Genomic DNA, 20457 nt, shown 5'->3' with positions numbered 1-20457 from the left:
AACGATCCGGCCGGGGCCCGGGGGTACGCTGCGGGACTTATGAACGAGCAGCTGCCCCCGGTCCTGGTCACCCGCCGCCTCGCACCCGGGGTGATCGAGCGGCTCACCGCGCACCACGCGGTGACCCACCACGACTCGGACCTGCCGATGCCGCGCGCCGGGCTGCTGGCCGCCGTCCGCGGCCGGTCGGCGGTGGTCACCACGCTGGACGACGTGGTGGACGGCGCGTTCCTGGACGCGGCCGGCCCGGGCCTGCGGATCGTCGCCAACCACGCGGTCGGCCACCACAACGTCGACCTCGCCGCCTGCGCCGAGCGCGGCGTGCTGGTCTCCAACACCCCCGGCGTGCTCACCGCCGCCACCGCCGACATGGCCTGGGCGCTCCTGCTGGCCGCCACCCGCCGGCTCGGCGAGGGCGAGCGGTGGCTGCGCTCCGGGCGGCCGTGGGCCTGGGCGCCGAACTTCCTGCTCGGCCTGGAGCTGGCCGGCACCCCGCTGGGCGTCCTCGGCATGGGCCGGATCGGGCAGGCGGTGGCCCGCCGGGCCCGCGCCTTCGACATGCCGGTGAGCTACCACAACCGCGGCGAACTCCCGCCCGGGCAGGCCGAGGGCGCGCGGTGGCTCCCGCTGGATGAACTGCTCGCCACCTCCACCGTGCTGGTGGTGACCTGCCCGCTCAGCGCCGCCACCCGGCACCTGCTGGACGCCCGCCGGCTGGCCCTGCTGCCGCCCGGGGCGGTCGTGGTCTCGATGACCGCCGGGGTGGTGGACGAGGAGGCGCTCGCCGCCGCGCTGGAGTCGGGCGCGCTGTTCGCCGCCGCCGTGGACAACTTCGAGCAGGAGCCGGCCGTGCCGTCCGCCCTGCTGGCCCAGGAACGCGCGGTGCTGGCCCCGCACCTGGGCAGTGCCACCGTCCGGACCCGGCAGGCGATGGGCGGGCTCGCGGTGGACAACGTCCTGGCGGTGCTGGCCGGCGGCGAGCCGGTCACCCCGGTCAAGGCCTGAGGGCCGGGCCGCCCGCCGAGGTGTGGCCGGCCGCCCAGGCCAGCGCGGTGGTCATCACCCGGAACGCCCCGAAGTGCGCGGCGCCGGGCTGCAGGAAGAGTTCGGCGCCGGGGATGTGGTCGGCCAGCCAGCGCGAGTGATCGACCGGCGAGAACTGGTCGTCGGCGCCGTGCCAGAGCCAGGTGGGCACCGTGATGTCCTGCACCTTGAAGCCCCAGTCGGCGGTGAACGCCAGCACGTCGTCGATCCAGCCGTCGGCGCCGTGCCGGAACGCCTCGCGGTAGTTGCTCTGCAGCATCCGCCGCAGCCCGGTGTCGGCGACCACCTCGCGGTCGGTGGCCGGCAGCTCCGGCCGCAGGCCCTTGAGCAGCCGGACCGGGTCGGCCTTGATCTGCTCGGAGCGGAACCGCATCGCGTCGGCGATCCGGTCGTGCCCGCGCTCCGCCTCCCGGTACGCGCGGACGTTGGACGGGGTCATCCCGCCGTACCAGTCCAGCCCGGCCGCGTTCCGGGGCGCCAGGCCGACCAGCACGGCGACCCGGCCGACCCGGTCGGGCAGCAGCGCCGCGCAGGCCAGCGCGTGCGGGCCGCCGCCGGAGCGGCCCAGCACCGCGAAGCCGCTCAGCCCCAGCTCGTCCGCGATGGTCCGCACGTCGGCGGCGGCGGCGCTCACCCGGCGGCCGGGCAGCCGGGTGGAGTCGCCGTAGCCGGGCCGGTCGAAGGAGATCAGCCGGATGCCCAGGCGGTACAGCACGGTGTTGCGCGGGTGCGGGCCGATCCGGCTGCCGGGCATGCCGTGCAGGAGGAACACCGGCCGGCCGCGTGGGTCGCCCAGGGTCTCGACGGCGATGGCACGGCCGTCCGGCGCCTTGACCATCCGTAATGACACGCGCGGCCTCCTCGGTACGGGGGTACTGCTGTTCGGTGATCCCGCTCTGCTCGGTGATCCCGCTCAGCTCGATGGTCCCTGTCTGCTCAGTGGTCCCGGTCGGTGGTGCCGCGGACCTCGCGGCGGGCCTGCCAGGTGGTGTGCTCCCGGGAGACCGCGTCCTCGGCGTCCCGGGCCAGCCGGGCCCAGATCTCCTCGGCGTCGGAGGACGTCACGTCCAGCTGGGCGAGCTGGCTGCGGATCAGCTCCAGCTCGTCGGCGGCCAGCCCGTACGCGGCGGCCAGCGGCCGGTACTGGCGCAGCTGCGCCCAGGCGGCGACCGAGGCGGCCACCGCCGAGACGGTGCCGAGCGCGTCGTAGCCGAACTCGCCCATCGCCCGCAGCACCGCCAGCACCAGGCCGAGCAGCGGAAGCACCACGCCCAGGACGCCGGTCCAGAACCCGGCCCTGGCGCAGTACCGCGCCTTCGAGCGGTACCAGTCGTGCTGCACCTGGATCCGCTCCCGCAGGTACACCTCGCGGCGCACCGCCAGCGGCTGCTCGCGCAGGCCGCGCATCGCGTCGGTGACGCGCGCGCCGGCGTCCTCCGCTCCGGCGGCGCCCATCGCGCGGCTGCCCCGGAAGGCGTTCAGCACCCGGCCGAGCTGGAAGCTGTACAGCCCCTCGGCGTCCGGCAGGCTGCGCGGCGGCGGCTGGTAGGCGTCGGCCCGGACGCTGAACTTCCAGGCGAGCGTCTTCACCGACTCGGCGGCCGCCCGGCCCTCGTACCAGAGGCCCTGCGGGTTCTGCCGGCTGATCACCACGGCGAGGGCGATCGCGCCGAGGTAGGCCACGGCGGCCGGCCAGGCCCAGGGCGTGCCGTCGGCGGAGCCGAACGCGGCGGCGGCGACCAGCAGCACCAGCTCCCACGCGGAGAGCAGCACGGACCGCCGCTGGCCCTGCAAGGAGGCCGAGTCGGCGGACCAGAACAGCGCGGGCATCAGCTCCTGCTCGCGCACCCTTCCCATCGGACCCCCACCCGACGCCATCCTCGGCCCCCACCCGTCGCTCCGGTCGCACCGCTGTCCTGCCCCGCCCGCCGCGCCGGTACGCCTGGCCCGGGCGAGCTCCGGCCGCATTGGCCGGGATGTCGCCGCAGGTTGTCCGGTACCCGGGCACCCGCCTCAGTAGGTGTAGAAGATTCGGTCCGCGTTGTCGGCCATCTGCTTGGCGTTCCACTCGGTGCCGCCGGGCACGTTGCCGGAGCGGAACAGCGGCGGGGCGGCTCCGGTGCCGGCCGCCGCCGCGTCGGCCAGCAGGCCGACCGCCGTGGCGACGACGGCCTGCATCAGCGCGCTGGTCACGATGGTGGAGACCGGGCCGAAGGAGGTCTCGGCGGCCGGGTGGGTCAGCTCGCCGTCGCCGACCGCGATCTTGCTGTCGAGGACGACGTCGCAGTGGTCCTTCAGGTACGTGCCGGAGGGGTGCGCCGAGGACACCTCCGCCGGGTACGCCAGCGAGGTCACCCCGATCACCTTCAGGCCGCGTTCCCGGGCGTACTGGGCCAGCTCCACCGGCATGACCTGGCGTCCGGAGAGCGAGATGACGAAGAGGAGGTCCCCCGCGGTCGCCGGGGTGAGGTCCAGGGTGGTGGTGGCCAGGCCGGAGACGCGCTCCAGCGCGCTGGCGAGCGGGGCCGGCATCACCGTCACCCCGGCCATCCCGGGGACGTCCAGCAGGTTCACCGGGACCAGCCCGCCGGCCCGGTAGACCACGTCCTGGGCGGCGAGTGATGAGTGGCCGGAGCCGAAGGTGAAGATTCGGCGTCGTTCGGCCACCGCCTCGGCCAGCAGTGCGCCGGCCGCCTCGATGGTGCCGGCCTCCTCGGCGCGGACCCGCTGGAGGTGGGCGATCGCGGCGTCGAAGTACCGGCCGACCAGGTCACTCATCTGTTGCCTTCGCTCTCTGCCGGTGGGGGAGCCGGCCGGGTGGGGAGGCCTGGGTGGTCCAGACCGCCGATGGAGAAAGCTACGGCGAGCACCGTGCTGCCTCACCGGTGCCGCTGTCAACAGCGACGAAATGCCGCCCCCGGGGCCCCTGCGCGGGCCCGGTTGTCGGTGCGGTACGTCAGAATTGGCGGTGAGGACACCGAAGAACGGAGCCAGCGGCGATGTCTGGGCTGATCGACACCACTGAGATGTACCTTCGCACCATCCTGGAGCTGGAGGAGGAGGGCATCACCCCGATGCGCGCCCGGATCGCCGAGCGTCTGGAGCAAAGCGGCCCCACGGTCAGCCAGACGGTCGGCCGGATGGAGCGCGACGGGCTGCTCCGGGTCGCGGGCGACCGTCACCTCGAACTCACCGAGGAGGGCCGTCGGCTCGCGGTGCGTGTGATGCGCAAGCACCGCATCGCCGAGTGCCTGCTGGTCGACGTGATCGGCCTGGAGTGGGAGCAGGTCCACGAGGAGGCCTGCCGCTGGGAGCACGTGATGAGCGAGACGGTCGAGCGCAAGGTGCTCGCCATGCTCGGCCACCCGACCCAGTCCCCGTACGGGAACCCGATCCCGGGCCTGGACGAGCTGGGCGACGCCAAGGCGGAGGGCGAGGGCTTCGACGCCGCGCTCGTCCCGCTGGACACGGTCCGCCCGGGCGACGCCGGGGCGGACGTCGTGGTCCGCCGGATCGGCGAGCCGATCCAGACCGACGGCGAGCTGATGCGCACGCTGCGCCGGGCCGGGATCCGGCCGGGCTCGACGGTGCGGGTCACCGCCGGGGTCGGCGGGGTGCTGGTCGGCACCGGTGACACCGCGGCCGAGCTGGGCAAGGAGATCGCCGCGCACGTCTTCGTCGCGCAGGCCTGACCTTCCCCGAGAGCAGAATGAGCAGGGCCCGGTGCATCCCCGTGCACCGGGCCCTGCTCGTCCTCCCCGTTCCCACCCTGTCCCTCCTTGCTTCCGTGACACCGGCCTCCCCGAACCCGGCCGGTGTCACGGCCCCTCCGTTCCCTCCCGTCCCCTCCGTCCCCTCCGCTCCCTCCCGACCGCCCCGCCCGGCTTCCCCGTCCGAGCGCCCCTTCCGGCGTCCCCTCACGGTGGAATTTCTCCCCTCGGCAGATCATGGCAATCCTTGAGCGTTGTCACTCGTACGAGGGGCTTGCGCCGTTGACCAGCGGGTACACCGAAGCCTTATCCGCACATGCGTGTGACGGGCCCCGCCTCCGGTGGGAGGCAAGGCCCGTCAGCCGCGCGCGGGGTGTCGCGCGTTGCGCGCCCTCACCCGATAGGCGTAGGGCGGCCGTTCACGGGACGGTGAATCTCCGGGCCGGTCCCGAAGGCCGTCCGGCTCAGCGGCGAGTCCGGACGGCTCAGCGGGGGCCCGGGCGGCTCAGCGCACCGCCGCCGGCTGGGCCGGCTGGGGGTGGGCCGCCGGGGCCTCGCGCCCGCAGGCGTAGGCGAGCGGGCTGATCAGCTCGGCGGCGTCCGGCAGCCAGCGGTTCAGCGCGGAGGGCGAGCGGGCCCACTGGGCGAAGCCGGTCGGGCCGACCCGGGACGGCGGGGCCACCGTCCAGTCGCCCTCGCCGCGGGCCACCAGGTCCAGCCGGCCGGGCGGCCAGCCGAGCTTGCGCAGCATCTCCGGCAGCTTGGCGGCCACGCCGGGCAGCACCAGGAAGTGCAGCCGCCGCCCGGAGCGTCCGGGGGCGGCCGGGACGGCGACCACCGGGCCGAGCTGGAGGTCCATCCGCTCCATCCGGGCCAGCGCCAGGCAGCCGGCCACCTCCGGCACGTCCAGTACGTCGAAGGAGCGGCCGGTGGGCAACAGGATGGAGGCGTCCGGGCGCTCGGTCCACCAGCGCCGCACCGCGCCGGGGCCGGCGCTCGCCTTGCGGGCCCAGTCCGAGTCGATCGGGTGCGCGCCGGGCAGCGGGCAGCGGGCGTCGCCGCAGGAACAGCGGGCCGGCCCGTCACCGTCGATCAGCCAGGCGCCTGGCGCGACCTCCCAGTGCCGGCTCTCGGCGTAGCTGACGGCTTCGATGAGCAGCGGGGGCAGTCCGGCGGTGCCGCCCTGGTCGGGGGAGTCTGGGATGTCTTCCACGCGGTGCACAACTACCGTGTGTGAGGCTGGTTACGGCCGGGCGGGGGCGGGTCTTCCGCGTGGTGGCAATGTCACCCGAACCGGTGAGGCAACCGAGTTGGCGCGCCCGGGGTGGACCGGGGTGGGCGCAGTGGGGGCGCACGGGGGCATTTCCCAGGGCGCGCGGGGGGTGGGGATCGTCACCGTGGGTATCCCGGTGGCGTTGCTGATCGCTAACCTGGTGTCAGATTCCTTGGACGGTCGGACAGTCGGCAACAGATCAGCAGAATCGTCGCCCGCCGGCCGGGACCGGAGGGTGTGGGGAGGCGAAGCCCAATGGCCGCGAGACCACTTGTCGCACGACAGCCCAACGAGCGTCTGCAGCAGCTCATTCAGGAGGCCAGCTGCTCCAACGCCGGCCTGGCGCGGAGAGTCAACCTGTGCGGCGCGGAGCACGGTCTGGACCTGCGGTACGACAAGACGTCCGTCGCCCGCTGGCTCCGCGGCCAGCAACCGCGCGGGCAGGCCCCGGCGGTGATCGCCGAGGCGCTCGGCCGCAAGCTGGGGCGGAGCGTGTCGGTCGAGGAGATCGGCATGGCCGACGGCAAGAACCTCAGCTCCGGGATCGGGCTGCAGTTCGCGCCGACGCTGAACGCCGCGCTGGAGCAGGTCTGCGAGCTGTGGCGCAGCGACGTCGGCCGGCGGGACTTCCTGACCGGGGCGACGGTGGCGGCCTCCGCGCTCGTCGAGCCCAGCCGGGACTGGCTGATCACCCCGCCCGACCCGGTGGTAGCCCGTACCGGCGGCCCGCGGGTCGGCCCGACGGACGTCGCGGCGATCCGGGCGACCACAGCGATGCTGGTCGACCTCGACCACCGTTTCGGCAGCGGGCACGTCCGCCCGGTGGTCGTCCACTACCTCAACAGCGTGGTCTCCGGCCTGCTGGGCGGCGCCTACCGGGAGGAGACCGGGCGGCAACTCTTCGCGGCGGTGGCCCGGTTGACCGAGCTGGCCGGCTACATGGCGGTGGACACCGGGCAGCCGGGCCTGGCCCAGCGCTACTACATCCAGGCGCTGCGGCTCGCCCAGGCGGCCGACGACCGCGGCTACGGCGGGTACGTGCTGGCAGCCTCGATGAGTCACCTGGCGGCGACGCTGGGCAACCCGCGGGAGATCGCCCAACTCGCCCGCGCCGCGCAGGAGGGCGCCCGCTCGGTGGCCACCCCGACGGCGATGGCGATGTTCTACGCGGCCGAGGCACGCGGCCACGCCCTGCTCGGCGACGCCCGCTCCTGCGAGGCGGTGGCCGCCAAGGCACTGGAGGCGATGGAGAAGCGCCGCCCGGAGGACGACCCGGACTGGATCGTCCACTTCGACGACGCCTACCTGGCGGACGAGCTGGCCCACTGCCACCGGGACTTGGAGCAGGCCGGCCAGGCCGAGCACTACGCCCGCCGGGCACTCGACCTGCACCCCCCGACCAGGGTGCGGCGCCGGGCGGTCGACCTCGTCCTGCTGGCCACGGCCCAGCTCCAGCAGCGCGACCTGGAGCGGGCCTGCGAGACCGGCGCCCAGGCGGTGCGGCTGCTGAGCGGGCTGCGGTCCAACCGGGGCGTGGAGTACCTGGACGAGTTCCGGCGGCGGCTGGAGCCGTTCCGGGAGCAGCGGGTGGTCCGCGAGTTCCAGGCGCGGGCCGAGGCGGAGGCTGCCTGACCCGGACGGAGGGCGCGTCGTCGGCGCGCACGTGAGGGGGCGGTGAGGGATGGACCGCCCACGTGGTCACCCGGTTCGGCGAACCGGTAGCGTGGGCGCGACGTCCAAGGAACTGTGATGCTCCCAAGAACCGACGAGATGTGGTCCGCCGTCAGCGCGCGGTCGTGCACAGGTGAGGAATCGCGTTGAGTCAGCGCCGCTCGTACCCCAACTCGGGTGATTTCAACCTGGACGACCTGTTTAGGCCGGAGCCCGGCCAGCCGCAGGGCCAGGGCGGTGCACCGGGCCAGGGTGCGCCGGGCCAGCAGCCGCCTGCCGGGCAGCAGGCCGCCCCCGCGTTCGGACAGCCACACCTGCCGCCGGCCGGTCAGCCGGAGTACCTCGGCGAGGGCGCGCACGCGCTGCCGACCCAGGCCATCCCGGCCCAGGGCGCCCCGTGGGGCGGCGCGCCGCAGCCCGGCTACGGCGCGCCGCAGGCCGACCCGGCCCCGGCGACCCAGTACCTGCCGCCCTACCCCACCGCGGACCCGCAGGCGGCCGGTTACCCGCCCCAGCCCGGCTACCAGCAGCCCGCGCCGGGACAGGCCTACCCGCAGCAGGCGCAGCCGGCCTACCAGCCCGCCCCGCAGGAGTACCAGGCCCAGCCCGAGTACACCGGGCAGGACTACCCGACCGGCCCGGTCCCCGCCCGGGGCGGTGGCGGGCGTTCGTCCGGCAAGCTGATCATCGGCGGTGTGGTGGCCGGCTGCGCGGCGGCCGGCATCCTGGTCGCCGTCCTGCTGAGCGGCGGCGACGACACGTCCACGGGCAAGGAGAAGCAGGCCGCCCCGGTGGCCACCGGCAGCGGCACCTCCACCGGCGCGCCGGCCCCGACCAGCTCGGCGGCGACCGTCAACCCCGAGGTCAAGGCCCAGGCACAGCCGCTCTCCGACCTGCTCGGCACCGCCAGCGACAGCCGCACGGCGGTGGTCAACGCGGTGGGCGCGGTGCAGAAGTGCGACAAGCTGCCCGAGTCCCAGCAGGCCTTGGCCGACGCCGCGGGCAAGCGCCGGGAGCTGCAGACCAAGCTGGCGGCGCTGAAGACGGACAAGCTGCCGGGCGGACCGCAGCTGGTCGAGCAGCTCAACGCGGCCTGGACGGCCTCGGCGACCGCCGACGACGAGTACGCGGCCTGGGCCACGGACATGCAGACCGCCTGCGACGCCAAGAAGGCCGACAACCAGCACTACAAGAACGCGGTCCAGGCCAGCGGCACGGCCACCAACGCGAAGAAGCAGGCCTCCGGCCTCTGGAACACCATCGCGGGCCAGAGCGGCCTGCCGACCCGCAGCGACGGGGATCTGTAGCCGAGGGTCACCCCCGGGGCCGGAGACCGGCCCCGGGAGCCGCGGAGGGGCCGCCCCCGGTCGCCCGGGGTACCGCCCCTCCGGTCAGGCCCCTCCCGGGCGGGCCCCGGTCACGCCGGCGGCCTGCTCCCGGTGAGCACCCAGCGCACGTCCACGAAGCCCGGTTGCTGCAGGGTCATCCGCCCGCCCTTGACCACCTGGTACGTCACCCAGGTGTTCACCAGCCGCGGCGACTCGGTGCTCGGCAGCATGTTGGTGGTGCCCCAGTTCAGCGGCGGGGTCAGGCCGACGTCGATCTGCTCGCCGCTGTCCAGCAGCGCGGTCACCGTCTTGGAGGTGACCGTCCGGCCGGCCGCGTTCAGCCGGTCGGCCACCTGCCGGAACACCTCGTAGGAGACCCAGGTGGTCTGCACCCCGGGATCGGACACGTCGATGGCCCGGCCGCCGGCGGCGTCGCTGCGGACCACCGCGCGCAGCGCGTCCCAGGCCTTGGCCGACTCCGGCGGGTACCAGCCGGTCACGTAGGCGCCGGCCAGCGGGCCGCTGTCGCCGCCGGTGGAGTCGACCACCGACTGCTGGACGCTGCCGACCACCGAAGCGATCTTGGTGTTCCTCGGGCCCAGCCGACGGTACGAGTCGAGCAGGTTGCCGGTCGGCTCGGCGCCCAGCGCGGAGGTGAGGCAGTTGCCCGGCTCGTCCTTGCCGATCGCCTTGCGGGCCACCGGCGTGTAGTCGGGGGACTGCTCCGGCGCCTTGACGTCCAGAAGCTTGAGCCCGGCCGGCTTGAGCGCGTTGGCGAGGTAGCCGAGCAGGTTGTCGCCGGCCGGGGTGTCCGGGCGGACCAGCGAGACGGTCTTGCAGCCGGCCTCCACCAGCTGCCGGCCGCTGCCGCCGATCAGCGCCGGCAGGCCGCCGGCCACGGGGTACGACAGCGGGCTGCTGAACTCGGGCTGGGAGAGCCCGTACCCGCCGATCAGCGGGATGCCGGCCCGCTCCAGGATCGGCATGAAGCGGTCGCCGTACTGGCTGTACGAGCCGATCACGGCGACCGCCTTGGCGTCCACCGCCTGCTGGGCACAGGCCGTGGCGCCGTCGGCGGTGTTGTGCTCGTTGCAGGTGAGCACGCGGAGCTTGTGGCCGTTCAGGCCGCCCTTGGTGTTGGCGTCCCGGCCGATGGCGTCGGCCAGCGCGGTCATGCCGGGCCGGTCGGCGGAGCCGGTGCCGGACGGCGCCCAGGTCATCACGGTCAGGTCGCCGACGTCGGTGGCGGCGTCGGCCGGTCCGCCGCACGCGGAGGCCGAGAAGAGGGTTGGGAGCAGTGCCACAGCGGTGGCGGCTGCGGCGATCGGGCGGCGGCGACGCCGTACCGCGATCGGGTTCTGAGCCTGGAACGAGCCCCTTCGGCTGGTCATCGGTCTTCCCTCCCGGGGCGCTGTGCTGCGCACCGGCACCAGCCAAGCCCCGGCGTCACACGCCGAGAGGGCCGAAAAGGGAACGGGCGGCAAACGGCGGCCGAACTCCGGGTAGGGACGCGTGTAGAGCCGGAGTAGAGCACGAACGGTAGGGGAACGTACGATCGTCCACCATGTCCGCCAGCACAGATTCTTCGCATCGGTCTGCCCGAAACCCTTCTCGTCCGGGCCACCGCTCCAGCACGATGGGCGGCATGCCGCTCAACGATCTGCCCTGGTGGCGCTGGCGTGCCCGACTGCGCTCGGCGCTGCACATGCTTTCCGACCCCGGGTTCCAGCAGGAGACCTGGCTGGCCGGCCGCGAGGGCTTCGGTGACGTGACCGACGCCGTCTACCGGCTGGTGGAGGACACCTGGCTGGACCGGTGGTCGGCCGAGAAGTACGTCGGCACGATCTTCCGCGACTCGGCCGAGGCCACCGTGGTGGACGTCGCGGTGCTCCGGGTGGTCCGGATCCTGCACGAGGTCGGCGCGGACGCCCCGGCCTCCGCGTACCTCGGCCACCACGGCTGGCCGGAGGCGGTCCGGGCGGCCCGCGAGGCGCACGTCAAGCTGGCGGTCAACGACGGCGAGGACCCGGACGCCCCGCCGCGCTCGCTGGACGTGCTGCGCATCCTGACCTCGTCCTGACCCCGCCCGGCCCTGACCCTGCCTGCTCCGGCCCTGCCCTGTCCTGTCCTGAGGCGGTGCCGCCAGGCTCCGGCCGGGGCGCGGGGCCGCGGGGTGGGCCGGGCCGTCCCGCAGTGCGGGCAGCGGGACGGTGGCTGTCCAGGATGTGACACGCTGGAGCACTCACCAACAGCACGACCTCAGGACGGGAAACCCCCACCGTGGAACAGCAGCCGGCCAGCGCCCAGTACGTCCTCACGCTGTCCTGCCCCGACAAGCAGGGCATCGTCCACGCGGTCTCGAGCTACCTCTTCATGACCGGGTGCAACATCATCGACAGCCAGCAGTTCGGTGACGGCGACAGCGGGCTGTTCTTCATGCGGGTGCACTTCTCCGCCGCCGAGCCCGTCACGGTGGACAAGCTGCGGGCCAGCTTCGCCGCGATCGGGGCCTCCTTCGGGATGGACTGGCAGATCCACCCGACCGACGAGCGGATGCGAATCGTCCTGATGGTCAGCAAGTTCGGGCACTGCCTGAACGACCTGCTGTTCCGCAACCGGATCGGCGCGCTGCCGGTGGAGATCGCCGCGGTGGTCTCCAACCACACCGACTTCCGCGACCTCACCGAGGGCTACGGCATCCCGTTCCATCACATCCCGGTGACCCGGGACACCAAGGCCGAGGCGGAGCAGCAGCTGCTGGACCTGGTCGCCAAGGAGAACGTCGAGCTGGTCGTGCTGGCCCGCTACATGCAGGTGCTCTCGGACGAGCTCTGCACGGCGCTCTCCGGCAAGGTGATCAACATCCACCACTCCTTCCTGCCGAGCTTCAAGGGCGCCAAGCCGTACCACCAGGCGCACGCCCGCGGCGTGAAGCTGATCGGCGCCACCGCGCACTACGTCACCGCCGCCCTCGACGAGGGCCCGATCATCGAGCAGGAGGTGGCCCGGGTGACCCACGACATCACCCCGGACCAGCTCGTCGCGCTCGGCCGGGACGTCGAGTGCCAGGCGCTGGCCCGCGCGGTGAAGTGGCACAGCGAGCACCGGGTGCTGCTCAACGGCACCCGCACGGTGGTCTTCGCGTAACCCGCCGGGGCCGCGGCCCGCGGCCCGAGGGCTCCACGGTTCTACGGCCGCGAGAGCAGCGGGGCCGCGTGGAGCACCTCGCGGATCGCGGCCCGGTCGCCGTGCGCGCCCACCGGCAGCCGGTCCGGGTCGCGGTGCGCGGCGGCCAGCTGGCAGAACTCCAGCCCGTCCAGCACCATCGCGGCCACCGGCTCCCCGCCGGGCGGGCCGCTCTCCGGGCCGTCCAGGGGTATCAGCCACTCGCCGGCCGCCGGGCCGTCGATCACCAGCCGGACCTGCTGGCCCGTCCGGCCGTCCCCGCCCGGCGCACCCGCGGGCGCCCCGGCGTGCTCGGGCCGCGTGGCACGCAGCCCGGCCAGCGCCGCCGGGAGCATCCGGACGGCCAGATCGACCATCTGCCGCAGGTGCTGGGGCGCCGGCGGGTCGTACGGGTACGCCACCGCGCGGGCCACGTCCTCGCCGTGGACGTAGCACTCGAAGGCCCGGTCGACGAAGGCGTCGCGCAGCGGGACGGTCGCGAAGCCGTAGTCGACGGGCGTGTTGCCCTGCGGGGCCAACGCGGCGGTGCGGACCAGCTCCTGGCAGTGCCGGCGCCACCGGGCGCGCACCGTCTGCGGCGGCAGGCCGGCCTGCTCGGCGGTGAGCCTGGCGGTGCGCTCGGTGATCCCGGCGAACGGCGGGCCGCCCTGCGGCGGCACCCGGGGTGCCGGCGGGGCCGCCTCCTGGGGCGGTACCCGGCGGCCGGCCGGTGGCGTGCCACCGCTCGGGACGGGGTCGGGCAGGCCGAGGGCGACGGCCAGATAGCCGTCCACGGCGGCGAGATGGCAGAGCACCTCGGCCGGGCGCAGGTACTCGGTGCCACCGTGCCAGGGGAGTTCGGCCACCTCCTGCCACTCCTCCGGGCCGAGGTCGCGCAGCAGCGCGTCGAGCTTGGCGGTCTCGGCGGTGTAGGGCGCGCCCCAGGCGGGGACGGGGAGTTCGGCGGGGCGCCGGGACAGGCACCAGTCGAGCACCTGCTGACGCAGCGAGCCGGGCTGGTCGAGCGGCTCGTCGACGGCGAGCCAGCCGGCGGCCTCGCGCAGCCTGGCGGCGTCCTCGGCGCAGTCCGGGCAGGCCCGCAGGTGGCGTTCCAGCTCGGCGGCCTCGCGGTGCGGGCAGGCGCCCAGGGCCCAGGCGCCGAGCAGCGAGCGCAGGGCCTCGTGCTGCTCCTCGGTGGTCGTCACGTGCCCCCGTCCTCGTTCCGGTGCCGGTCGTCGTGCGGTTCGTCCCGCTGGTCCTCGCGGTGCTGTTCGTCGTGCCGCCCGCCGTCGTACTGCTCGTCGCCGTGCCGCCCGTCGCCGCGCTGCCGGTTGCCGTGCTGCCGGTTGCCGTGCTGCCGGTCGTCGCCGTGCCGGGCCCGCCGCTGGCGGTCGCGCTCCTCGGCGAGTTCGGTGGCCAGCAGCTCCAGGCCGAGCCGCATCCGCTGCTTGGCGATCTGCTCGCTGACGCCGAGGCGGCGGGCCGTCTCCTGGTAGGTGCGGCCGCCGTAGTACGACATCGTGATCGTCTCACGCAGGCTCTGCGGCAGGGAGTCGACCGCGACCTGGATCCGGGCGGCGGTGGCCACCGTCCGGATCTCCTCCTCGACGGGTGACATCTCGCCGTAACTGCCTCTGTCGGAGCCGTCGTTGCCGATCTCTCCGCGCTCACCGTCCTCGCCGGCGAGCGCGGCCTCGGCAGCGAGCGGGGCCTCGGCGGCGCGCCGGAGGCGGAGCCGGTCCACCGCGCGGCGGTGGGTCAGCGAGCCGATCCAGGAGCGGAGTGAGCCCTGGGCCGGGTCGAAGGCCTCGGGGTGCTCCCAGACATGGGCGAATATCTCGCGGGTGAGCTGGGCGGCGGCCGCCTGGTCGGCGAGTATCCGCCCGGCCAGCCCGTGCACCATCGGCGCCAGCTGGTCGTAGAGTTCGCCGAGGGCGGTCTCCTCGCCCCGGGTGAGCCGGCGTTGGAGCTGTTCGTCCCAGCGCGGGGCGCTGCCGGGGGTGGCCATCGTCAACCACCCTCCTGCCATGGGGTTCGCTGCCGTACCCAACGGTATCTTGCGGTCTTCCGGGGGCGGGTGGATTCCGGGGAGAACGGAGCCCCGCAGTTTCGGATCGTCACATCGTGGGATCTGCCGCCGATCCCGCTGTTCGAAGGCCGTTGGACATATGTCGCACGGGTGGTTCGCGAGTGGCGGGCCCGGTGGCGGGGGTGTCCGGCGGTAGGTTCGCCACTGCGGGTCCGGCCGGTCGGCCGCCGGTCGGACGAGCGCCGGTGCGAGGCTCGCGAGAGTGAGCGGCACAGTATGCACTGCCCCGTCCCCCGATCGCTGGAATATGCCCGAAGCGCTTGCTGCGGTCCGCCCGCCGACTCATCCTGAGGCGTATTCGTGTCGCAGCCAGTGCGCGACGGACGAGGTGGCGCGGGCGCGACGTACCGGGTTGACGTGCGGTGCGGCCCGGCATGCGGTGGCCCGGCGCGTGCCGGGGCCGGCCGGCTGGACGACCCGGCCCGATCGAGACGACGGCCGAACTGCGAGTGCGGGTGGTGGAGCGGTGCAGGTTCTTCAGGTACAGCTGGCGGTGCGGGCGGACCCCTCCGAGGTCGGCCGGGCCCGCCGCTGGGTGCGCTCCCGGCTGCTCAACCACGGCGTGGATCCGGATGCCCCGATCGCCGAGACGGTGGTGCTGGTCGTCTCCGAGCTGGTGACCAACGCCGTGGTGCACACCGGCTGTCCGGCCGTGCTGCGGCTCTGCTTCCCGATGGACGACACCACCGCGGGCTGCGGCCCGGCCCCGGGCGCCGAGGCGGGCGGCGGTGCCGGCGGCGGGGCGGGCGGCGGCGGTGTGCGCGAGTCGGCGACCGTCGGCCCGGTCCGGGTCGAGGTCGCGGATGCCAGCCAGGCCGCCCCCGCCCCCCGGCACGCGGGCCCGGACACCGACGCCACCAACGGGCGAGGCCTGGAGCTGGTCGAACTGCTCTGCGACCGCTGGGGTTGGTATCCGGATGGTTCGGGCAAGCGGGTCTGGTGCGAGATCGGCGCCGACGCCCGGCCGGTGGACCCGCTGACCACCGTGGACTGGGCCGCGCTGGCGCAGTGACGACCCCGGTGGGACGCCGGGCGATCACACGGCGATCATCGGGCCGAAACCTGACGCAACCATTCCGAATTTCGGACAACCCATTGACGTGACGTATCCGACTGATCACTCTTGGGAGCAGCTCTCCGTCGCGAGGGGACGCCGAGGGAACACCCGAACGCCGCTGCGGTGCTGCTGTCCAGGGGGATCGTGTCAGCAGGGGGGCCGTGGTCTGCCGATCGCGCGGTGGCTCCTTGGCGAGTGCGGAGGGCGGTTGCGCGGGTTCAGGGCCCGTGCGTTGCGGTTGGATGGCGGCCTGCCGTGCCGTGCTCGGGGTGCGTGCGGCCTGCCGCCATCCAATCCGTCCACTCCCGGGGGCGTCTTTCGGCCACCGGCCGGACCACTTTTCAGGCCGCGGCGCCCGTAGGCCCGCAGGCCGTCAGCCGGCCGGCTCGACCGTGCGGAAGGTGCGCCGGTAGGCGCTCGGCGCGACGTCCAGCCGGCCGCGCAGTTGGAGCCGCAGCGAGGCGGCCGTCCCGAAGCCGGACTCCCGGGCCACCTGGTCGATCGTCATGTCGGTGCGCTCCAGCAACTGCCGGGCCCGTTCGGTGCGCTGGACCGTCAGCCACTGGCCCGGGCTGGCGCCGGTCTCCTCGCGGAACCGCCGGGTGAAGGTCCGTACGCTCATGCCCGCCCGGCCGGCGAGCAGGCGCAGCGGCAACGGCTCGTCCAGGTGCTCCAGCACCCAGGCCCGGACGGCGGCGGTGCCGGGACCGGTCTCGACGGCCGGGCGGGGGAGTGCCACGTACTGCTTCTGGCCGCCCTCGCGCCACGGCGGCACCAGGCAGGTGCGGGCCACCGCGTTGGCCACCGCGCTGCCGTGGTCGCGGCGCACGATGTGCAGGCAGAGGTCGACGCCGGCCGCCACCCCGCCTGAGGTGAGCACGTCGCCGTCGTCCGTGAAGAGCACGTCCGGGTCGAGCCGGACCTTCGGGAAGAGTGCGGCGAACCGGCCGGTGTAGCTCCAGTGGGTGGTGGCCGGGCGGCCGTCGAGCAGGCCGGCGGCGGCCAGGACGAACGAGGCGGTGCAGATCGAGACCAGCCGGGTGCCGGGCCGGATCCGGGCCAGTGCGGCGGTCAGTGCGGGGCTGAGCTCGGCGTCCACCTGCTTGGGGCCCGGATCGCTGGAGGCCGGGATCACCACGGTGTCGGCCCACTCCAGCAGTTCGGGCCCGTGGTCGACGGCGACCCGGAAGTCGGTGCTGGTGGCGACGGGCCGGCCGTCCACGGTGCAGGTGGCCACCTGGTAGAACGGGACGCCCTCGGCGTCCTTGGCCGACTCGAAGATCCTTGCGGGGATGCCCAGTTCGAAGGCGATCACCCCGTCGAGGGCCAGTACCGCGACCTTGTGCGCCACCTCGGTCTCCCTTCCCGTGTCCGATTCGGTGCCTCAGCATTCAGTGCCTCAGCATTCAGTGCCTCAGCGTACGCCGGGCCGCTGGCCCGATCCTTGCGAAAGCTGGCAGTCAGGCCAGTCGTGGGCGTGCGGGCTGTTCGGGAGACTCGGCCGGGTGAACGAACCGGACGTCCCCACGCTCGCATCCGCCCCGGCCTCCGTCGCCTCTCCCGGCGCCCCCGCCTCCCCTGCCTCCCCTGCCTCCCCCACCTCCCCTGCCTCCCCTGCCGCTCCCGGCGCCCGCAAGCCCCGGCCGCACTACGCCTGGGTGGTGGCCGCCGTCTCGCTGCTGGTCCTGCTCGGCTCGGCCGGGTTCCGCTCCACGCCCAGCCTGATGATGGACGCGCTGCACAACGAGTTCGGCTGGTCGACGGGGACGATCTCCAGCGCCACCTCGGTCAACCTCACCCTCTACGGCCTGACCGCCCCCTTCGCCGCCGCCCTGATGGACCGGTTCGGCGTCCGGCTGGTGGTGGTCTGCGCGCTGCTCACCATTTCGGTCGGCGCGGGCCTCACCATGCTGATGCGCGAGCCCTGGCAACTGGTGCTCTGCTGGGGCGTGCTGGTCGGCCTCGGCAGCGGTTCGATGGCCGGCGCCTTCGCCACCACGATCACCGGCCGCTGGTTCCGGGCCCGGCAGGGGCTGGTCACCGGCGTGCTCACCGCCGCCGGCGCGGCCGGCAACCTGGTCTTCCTGCCGCTCGGCGCCTGGCTGGTCGAGGAGCACGGCTGGCGTTCGGCGGTGGTGGTCGTCTCGCTGGCGGCCAGCGCGGTCGCCGTCCCGGTGCTGCTGCTGATGCGCGAACGCCCGGCCGACCTCGGCCTGCTCCCGTACGGGGCCACCGAGGCGCCGCCCGCGCCGGCGGCGGACGGGCGGGCGCTGGCCCGCTCGCTGCGGGTGCTCCGCCGGGCCTGCCGCAGCCGGGCGTTCTGGCTGCTGGCCGGTTCCTTCGCGATCTGCGGCGCGACCACCGCCGGCCTGGTCGGCACCCACTTCATCCCCGCCGCCCACGACCACGGCCTGCCCGTCACCACAGCGGCCGGCCTGCTCGCGCTGGTCGGCGTCTTCGACGTGGTCGGCACGATCGCCAGCGGCTGGGCCACCGACCGCTTCGACTCCCGGACCCTGCTGGTCGCCTACTACGCGCTGCGCGGGCTCTCGTTGGTCCTGTTGCCGCAACTGTTCGCCGGCACGCTGGAGCCGCCGATCCTCGCCTTCGTGATCTTCTACGGCCTGGACTGGGTGGCCACCGTGCCGCCGACCGTCGCGCTCTGCCGCCGGCACTTCGGCGAGGACGCGTCGATCGTCTTCGGCTGGGTGCTGGCCGGCCACCAGATCGGCGCGGCCGTGGTGGCCGGCCTGGCGGGCCTGGCCAGGGACGCGCTCGGCACCTACGACCTCGCCTGGTACGCGGCCGGCGGGCTCTGCGCGGTCGCCGTCGTGCTCTGCCTGGCGCTGCGGGGGAGCGGGGCGGCCCGGCCGGTCCGGGCGCTGCCGTAAGGGCCGGGTAGGCTCCGCGATCATGACGCTCGCCTTCACTCTCGACCCCGTTCTCGACCCCGACCTGCGCGCCGCCGCCGTCCGGCTCTGGACGGACGTCACCAATGCCGGCGGCGCGGTCGGCTTCGTCGCGCCGGTGACGGAGGACGAGGTCTGGAAGACCGCCGACGTGCAGTTCGCCGGTGTCGGGCCGGGCGAGCCGGACCGGCTGCTGGTCGCCCACGAGGTGGAGACCGGCCGGCTCGCCGGGCTGCTGTTCTTCGAGTCCATGCGGTTCGGGCCGATGGACCACTGGCGGATGCTCAAGCGGGTCATGGTCCACCCGGACTTCCAGGGGCGCGGCTACGGCGCCGGGCTGATGGCCGAGGCCGAACGGGTGGCCCGGGCCTGGGGCCTGGACAGCCTGCGGCTGACCCTGCGCGGCGGTCTCGGCCTGGAGACCTTCTACGGGCGCTGCGGCTGGACCGAGGCCGGCCGGGTCCCGGCGGCGATACGGGTCGCCCCCGGGGACGACCGCGACGACGTCACCATGTGGCTCGACCTCCGCTGACAGCGGGCCCGCCGGCCGCCCGGACGCGGGGGACGGGTGACCCGTGCCCCGCGCAGCCCGTCAGGCATGCTTCACTGGGAGACCGGCCGAGCCCCGCGCAGAGAAGGAAGTGTTCCCGGTGAGCAGCAATGTGAGCAACAAGTCGCACGCCACGCTCCGTTACACCTCCCTGCGGGTCAGCATCTTCCTCGGCTGCCTGCTGCTCTCCCTGCTGCTCGGTCACTTCGGGGTGATCCCGGTCAAGGGCGAGCTCGGTGTCATCTTCCTCTTCCTGCTGGCCGCACTGGTCTCGGCGCCGCTCAGCTACGTCCTGCTGAGCAAGCAGCGCGACGAGATGTCGGCCCAGATCTCCGACAAGGTCACCGGTCTCCGCAACCGGACGGCCGAGCGGATCGCGGCGCAGAACGCCGAGGAGGACGCCGCCGACGACGCCGCCCGCGCGGCGGCCGTTCAGAGCTGACCCGCACCAGCGCCGTGCCCGCCCCCGCCCCCGGTCCAGCGCCACAGGACGACGACCCCGCGCACGACGACCCCGCGCACGAGAAGTCGGCCGGTCCGACTTCCCGTGCTTCCGGCGTGCCCGGAGGGACGGCCGCGTCCGGCAGTGGCCCCGGCAGTCCGCCCGGTGGTGGGTCCGGCGAGGGCGTGCTCGGCACCTGGCCGGCGCCGGTCCGCAAGCCCACCGGACGGGACGTCGCCCGCCTCGCCGGGGTCTCCCAGGCCACCGTCTCGCTGGTCTTCTCCGGCTCCGAGGCAGGCCGCCGGGTCTCCGACTCCACCCGCGAGCGCGTCCGGGAGGCCGCCCGCAGCCTCGGCTACCGCCCGCAGGCGGCCGGTCGGCAGCTGCGCCTCGGCCGCAGCGGCATGATCCTGCTGGCCGTCCCGAACATCCTCGGCCCGTTCTTCGGCCGGGTGCTGGAGGGCGTCCACGAGGAGGCCGGCAAGCACGGCCTGGCCGTCGTGGTCAGCTCCGGCTGGGGGAGCGCCACCCTGGCCGACGCCGCCACCACCAGCCGCTTCGACGGCCTGCTGATCTGCTCCCCGGACGACAGCCAGCTCGGCGAGCTGCCCGCCGACACCCCCGCCGTCTTCCTGGACGCCGACCCCGGCACCGACCGGGCCCGCCCGACCGTCGAGCTGGACGTGGCCGGCGGGATGCGGGCCGCGGTCGAGCACCTGGCCGGGCTCGGCCACCGCCGCCTCGGCCGGCTGCGCTCCACCCACTCCGCGTACACGTTCCGGGTCCGTCAGGCCGCGTTCGAGGAGGCGGCCGGGGCGCTCGGTCTGGACGTGGTCGAGCTGGGCGTCAGTCTCAACGAGGGCCAGCCCGCCGCCCGCAGCGTCGCCCGCCGGCTGCTGGAGCGCCCGGACCGCCCGCACGCGGTGATCTGCGACGACGACGTGGTGGCCTCCGGGGTCTACCAGGCCGCCGCCGAACTCGGGCTGCGTGTCCCCGCGGACCTCTCGGTGGTCGGCATCGACAACATCCCGGTGGCCGGCCTGCTCACCCCGCCGCTCACCACCGTCGACCTGCCCGGCGAGGAGCTGGGCCGGGCCGGTGTCGCGGCCCTCGCGGACCTGCTCCGCGGCGAGCCGGTCACCCCGGTCCCGCCGCTGGCCACCTCGCTGGTGCTGCGCTCCTCGACCGCGGCCGCCGCCGCCCACTGACCCCCGGGGCG

General features: G+C 74.4%; 19 protein-coding genes. 11 read left to right on the top strand and 8 right to left on the bottom strand.

Translation table 11 applies throughout. The features are described from left to right. Positions 1–39 precede the first annotated feature (39 nt). The gene (locus ACZ6NC_RS26025) at positions 40–1005 is read left to right on the top strand and encodes a 2-hydroxyacid dehydrogenase (RefSeq protein WP_465736176.1); all 966 of its coding nucleotides are present in this window, start codon (positions 40–42) and stop codon (positions 1003–1005) included. Here ACZ6NC_RS26025 and ACZ6NC_RS26020 read toward each other — a convergent pair. The 3 genes from ACZ6NC_RS26020 to ACZ6NC_RS26010 all read right to left on the bottom strand — a co-directional run bounded on the left by ACZ6NC_RS26020 (position 995) and on the right by ACZ6NC_RS26010 (position 3822). Then, positions 995–1882, bottom strand: coding sequence for an alpha/beta fold hydrolase (locus tag ACZ6NC_RS26020; RefSeq protein WP_465736258.1), 888 nt, complete (start codon positions 1880–1882; stop codon positions 995–997). The two genes, ACZ6NC_RS26025 and ACZ6NC_RS26020, sit on opposite strands and share 11 nt — an antisense overlap. 98 nt (positions 1883–1980) lie before the next feature. Continuing rightward, positions 1981–2892, bottom strand: a complete 912-nt coding sequence (locus ACZ6NC_RS26015) for a DUF4231 domain-containing protein (RefSeq protein WP_465736175.1) — start codon at positions 2890–2892, stop codon at positions 1981–1983. Between the two features lie 165 nt (positions 2893–3057). Then, on the bottom strand, positions 3058–3822 hold the full coding sequence (locus ACZ6NC_RS26010) for an SIS domain-containing protein (RefSeq protein ID WP_465736174.1): 765 nt from the start codon (positions 3820–3822) through the stop codon (positions 3058–3060). 221 nt (positions 3823–4043) lie between these two features. Between ACZ6NC_RS26010 and ACZ6NC_RS26005 the strand changes: the two genes are divergently transcribed. Beyond that, positions 4044–4736, top strand: a complete 693-nt coding sequence (locus tag ACZ6NC_RS26005) for a metal-dependent transcriptional regulator (protein WP_396324435.1) — start codon at positions 4044–4046, stop codon at positions 4734–4736. 523 nt (positions 4737–5259) lie between these two features. Here the strand turns inward: ACZ6NC_RS26005 and ACZ6NC_RS26000 are convergent. Further along, positions 5260–5958, bottom strand: coding sequence for a bifunctional DNA primase/polymerase (locus tag ACZ6NC_RS26000; protein ID WP_465736257.1), 699 nt, complete (start codon positions 5956–5958; stop codon positions 5260–5262). 324 nt (positions 5959–6282) lie between these two features. Between ACZ6NC_RS26000 and ACZ6NC_RS25995 the strand changes: the two genes are divergently transcribed. Together ACZ6NC_RS25995 and ACZ6NC_RS25990 are read left to right on the top strand one after the other, a co-directional pair. Next, on the top strand, positions 6283–7659 hold the full coding sequence (locus tag ACZ6NC_RS25995) for a tetratricopeptide repeat protein (RefSeq protein ID WP_148643299.1): 1377 nt from the start codon (positions 6283–6285) through the stop codon (positions 7657–7659). A gap of 185 nt (positions 7660–7844) precedes the next feature. Then, positions 7845–9005, top strand: coding sequence for a hypothetical protein (locus ACZ6NC_RS25990; protein WP_465736173.1), 1161 nt, complete (start codon positions 7845–7847; stop codon positions 9003–9005). A 110-nt stretch (positions 9006–9115) separates the two neighbouring features. Here ACZ6NC_RS25990 and ACZ6NC_RS25985 read toward each other — a convergent pair whose 3' ends face one another. Beyond that, positions 9116–10417: an ABC transporter substrate-binding protein gene (locus tag ACZ6NC_RS25985; protein ID WP_465736172.1), complete on the bottom strand. Its 1302-nt coding sequence runs from the start codon at positions 10415–10417 to the stop codon at positions 9116–9118. Between the two features lie 245 nt (positions 10418–10662). Between ACZ6NC_RS25985 and ACZ6NC_RS25980 the strand changes: the two genes are divergently transcribed. Together ACZ6NC_RS25980 and purU are read left to right on the top strand one after the other, a co-directional pair. After that, positions 10663–11106, top strand: a complete 444-nt coding sequence (locus ACZ6NC_RS25980; RefSeq protein ID WP_465736171.1) for an SCO4402 family protein — start codon at positions 10663–10665, stop codon at positions 11104–11106. Positions 11107–11306: 200 nt separating this feature from the next. Further along, positions 11307–12173, top strand: coding sequence for a formyltetrahydrofolate deformylase (gene purU / locus ACZ6NC_RS25975; RefSeq protein ID WP_396324439.1), 867 nt, complete (start codon positions 11307–11309; stop codon positions 12171–12173). Positions 12174–12214: 41 nt separating this feature from the next. On the opposite strand, the gene ACZ6NC_RS25970 is transcribed toward purU, so the two are convergent. Then, a complete protein-coding gene (locus tag ACZ6NC_RS25970; RefSeq protein ID WP_465736170.1) occupies positions 12215–13396 on the bottom strand; it encodes a zf-HC2 domain-containing protein in 1182 nt (393 codons plus the stop codon). Continuing rightward, positions 13393–14199: a sigma-70 family RNA polymerase sigma factor gene (locus tag ACZ6NC_RS25965; RefSeq protein ID WP_465736256.1), complete on the bottom strand. Its 807-nt coding sequence runs from the start codon at positions 14197–14199 to the stop codon at positions 13393–13395. The genes ACZ6NC_RS25970 and ACZ6NC_RS25965 overlap by 4 nt, the downstream gene beginning before the upstream one ends. A gap of 547 nt (positions 14200–14746) precedes the next feature. Here ACZ6NC_RS25965 and ACZ6NC_RS25960 point away from each other — a divergent pair. Further along, positions 14747–15292: an ATP-binding protein gene (locus ACZ6NC_RS25960; RefSeq protein ID WP_465736169.1), complete on the top strand. Its 546-nt coding sequence runs from the start codon at positions 14747–14749 to the stop codon at positions 15290–15292. 418 nt (positions 15293–15710) lie between these two features. On the opposite strand, the gene ACZ6NC_RS25955 is transcribed toward ACZ6NC_RS25960, so the two are convergent. Beyond that, a complete protein-coding gene (locus ACZ6NC_RS25955; protein WP_465736168.1) occupies positions 15711–16688 on the bottom strand; it encodes a GlxA family transcriptional regulator in 978 nt (325 codons plus the stop codon). A 154-nt stretch (positions 16689–16842) separates the two neighbouring features. Between ACZ6NC_RS25955 and ACZ6NC_RS25950 the strand changes: the two genes are divergently transcribed. From ACZ6NC_RS25950 to ACZ6NC_RS25935, 4 genes are all read left to right on the top strand, one after another. Beyond that, positions 16843–18228 (top strand): MFS transporter, encoded by a 1386-nt coding sequence (locus ACZ6NC_RS25950; RefSeq protein WP_465736167.1) that lies wholly within the window; start codon positions 16843–16845, stop codon positions 18226–18228. A gap of 22 nt (positions 18229–18250) precedes the next feature. Continuing rightward, on the top strand, positions 18251–18778 hold the full coding sequence (locus ACZ6NC_RS25945) for a GNAT family N-acetyltransferase (protein WP_465736166.1): 528 nt from the start codon (positions 18251–18253) through the stop codon (positions 18776–18778). A 118-nt stretch (positions 18779–18896) separates the two neighbouring features. Then, positions 18897–19238, top strand: coding sequence for a DUF4229 domain-containing protein (locus ACZ6NC_RS25940; protein WP_465736165.1), 342 nt, complete (start codon positions 18897–18899; stop codon positions 19236–19238). A 116-nt stretch (positions 19239–19354) separates the two neighbouring features. Beyond that, entirely contained in the window at positions 19355–20446 is a 1092-nt protein-coding gene (locus ACZ6NC_RS25935) for a LacI family DNA-binding transcriptional regulator (RefSeq protein WP_465736164.1), read from the top strand. The last annotated feature ends 11 nt before the right edge of the window (positions 20447–20457 follow it).

Source organism: Kitasatospora sp. NPDC041988, assembly GCF_055588525.1.
Note: the sequence above shows the minus strand (reverse complement) of the source record. Positions and strands in the feature narration are given on the sequence as shown.

Bases quoted from the DNA above. Each gene is read 5' to 3' on its own strand.
- ACZ6NC_RS25985 (WP_465736172.1), bottom strand. From the start codon at position 10,417: ATGACCAGCCGAAGGGGCTCGTTCCAGGCTCAGAACCCGATCGCGGTA.
- ACZ6NC_RS25945 (WP_465736166.1), top strand. From the start codon at position 18,251: ATGACGCTCGCCTTCACTCTCGACCCCGTTCTCGACCCCGACCTGCGC.
- ACZ6NC_RS26010 (WP_465736174.1), bottom strand. From the start codon at position 3,822: ATGAGTGACCTGGTCGGCCGGTACTTCGACGCCGCGATCGCCCACCTC.
- ACZ6NC_RS25965 (WP_465736256.1), bottom strand. From the start codon at position 14,199: ATGGCCACCCCCGGCAGCGCCCCGCGCTGGGACGAACAGCTCCAACGC.
- ACZ6NC_RS25995 (WP_148643299.1), top strand. From the start codon at position 6,283: ATGGCCGCGAGACCACTTGTCGCACGACAGCCCAACGAGCGTCTGCAG.
- ACZ6NC_RS26020 (WP_465736258.1), bottom strand. From the start codon at position 1,882: ATGGTCAAGGCGCCGGACGGCCGTGCCATCGCCGTCGAGACCCTGGGC.
- ACZ6NC_RS26025 (WP_465736176.1), top strand. From the start codon at position 40: ATGAACGAGCAGCTGCCCCCGGTCCTGGTCACCCGCCGCCTCGCACCC.
- ACZ6NC_RS25980 (WP_465736171.1), top strand. From the start codon at position 10,663: ATGGGCGGCATGCCGCTCAACGATCTGCCCTGGTGGCGCTGGCGTGCC.
- ACZ6NC_RS26005 (WP_396324435.1), top strand. From the start codon at position 4,044: ATGTCTGGGCTGATCGACACCACTGAGATGTACCTTCGCACCATCCTG.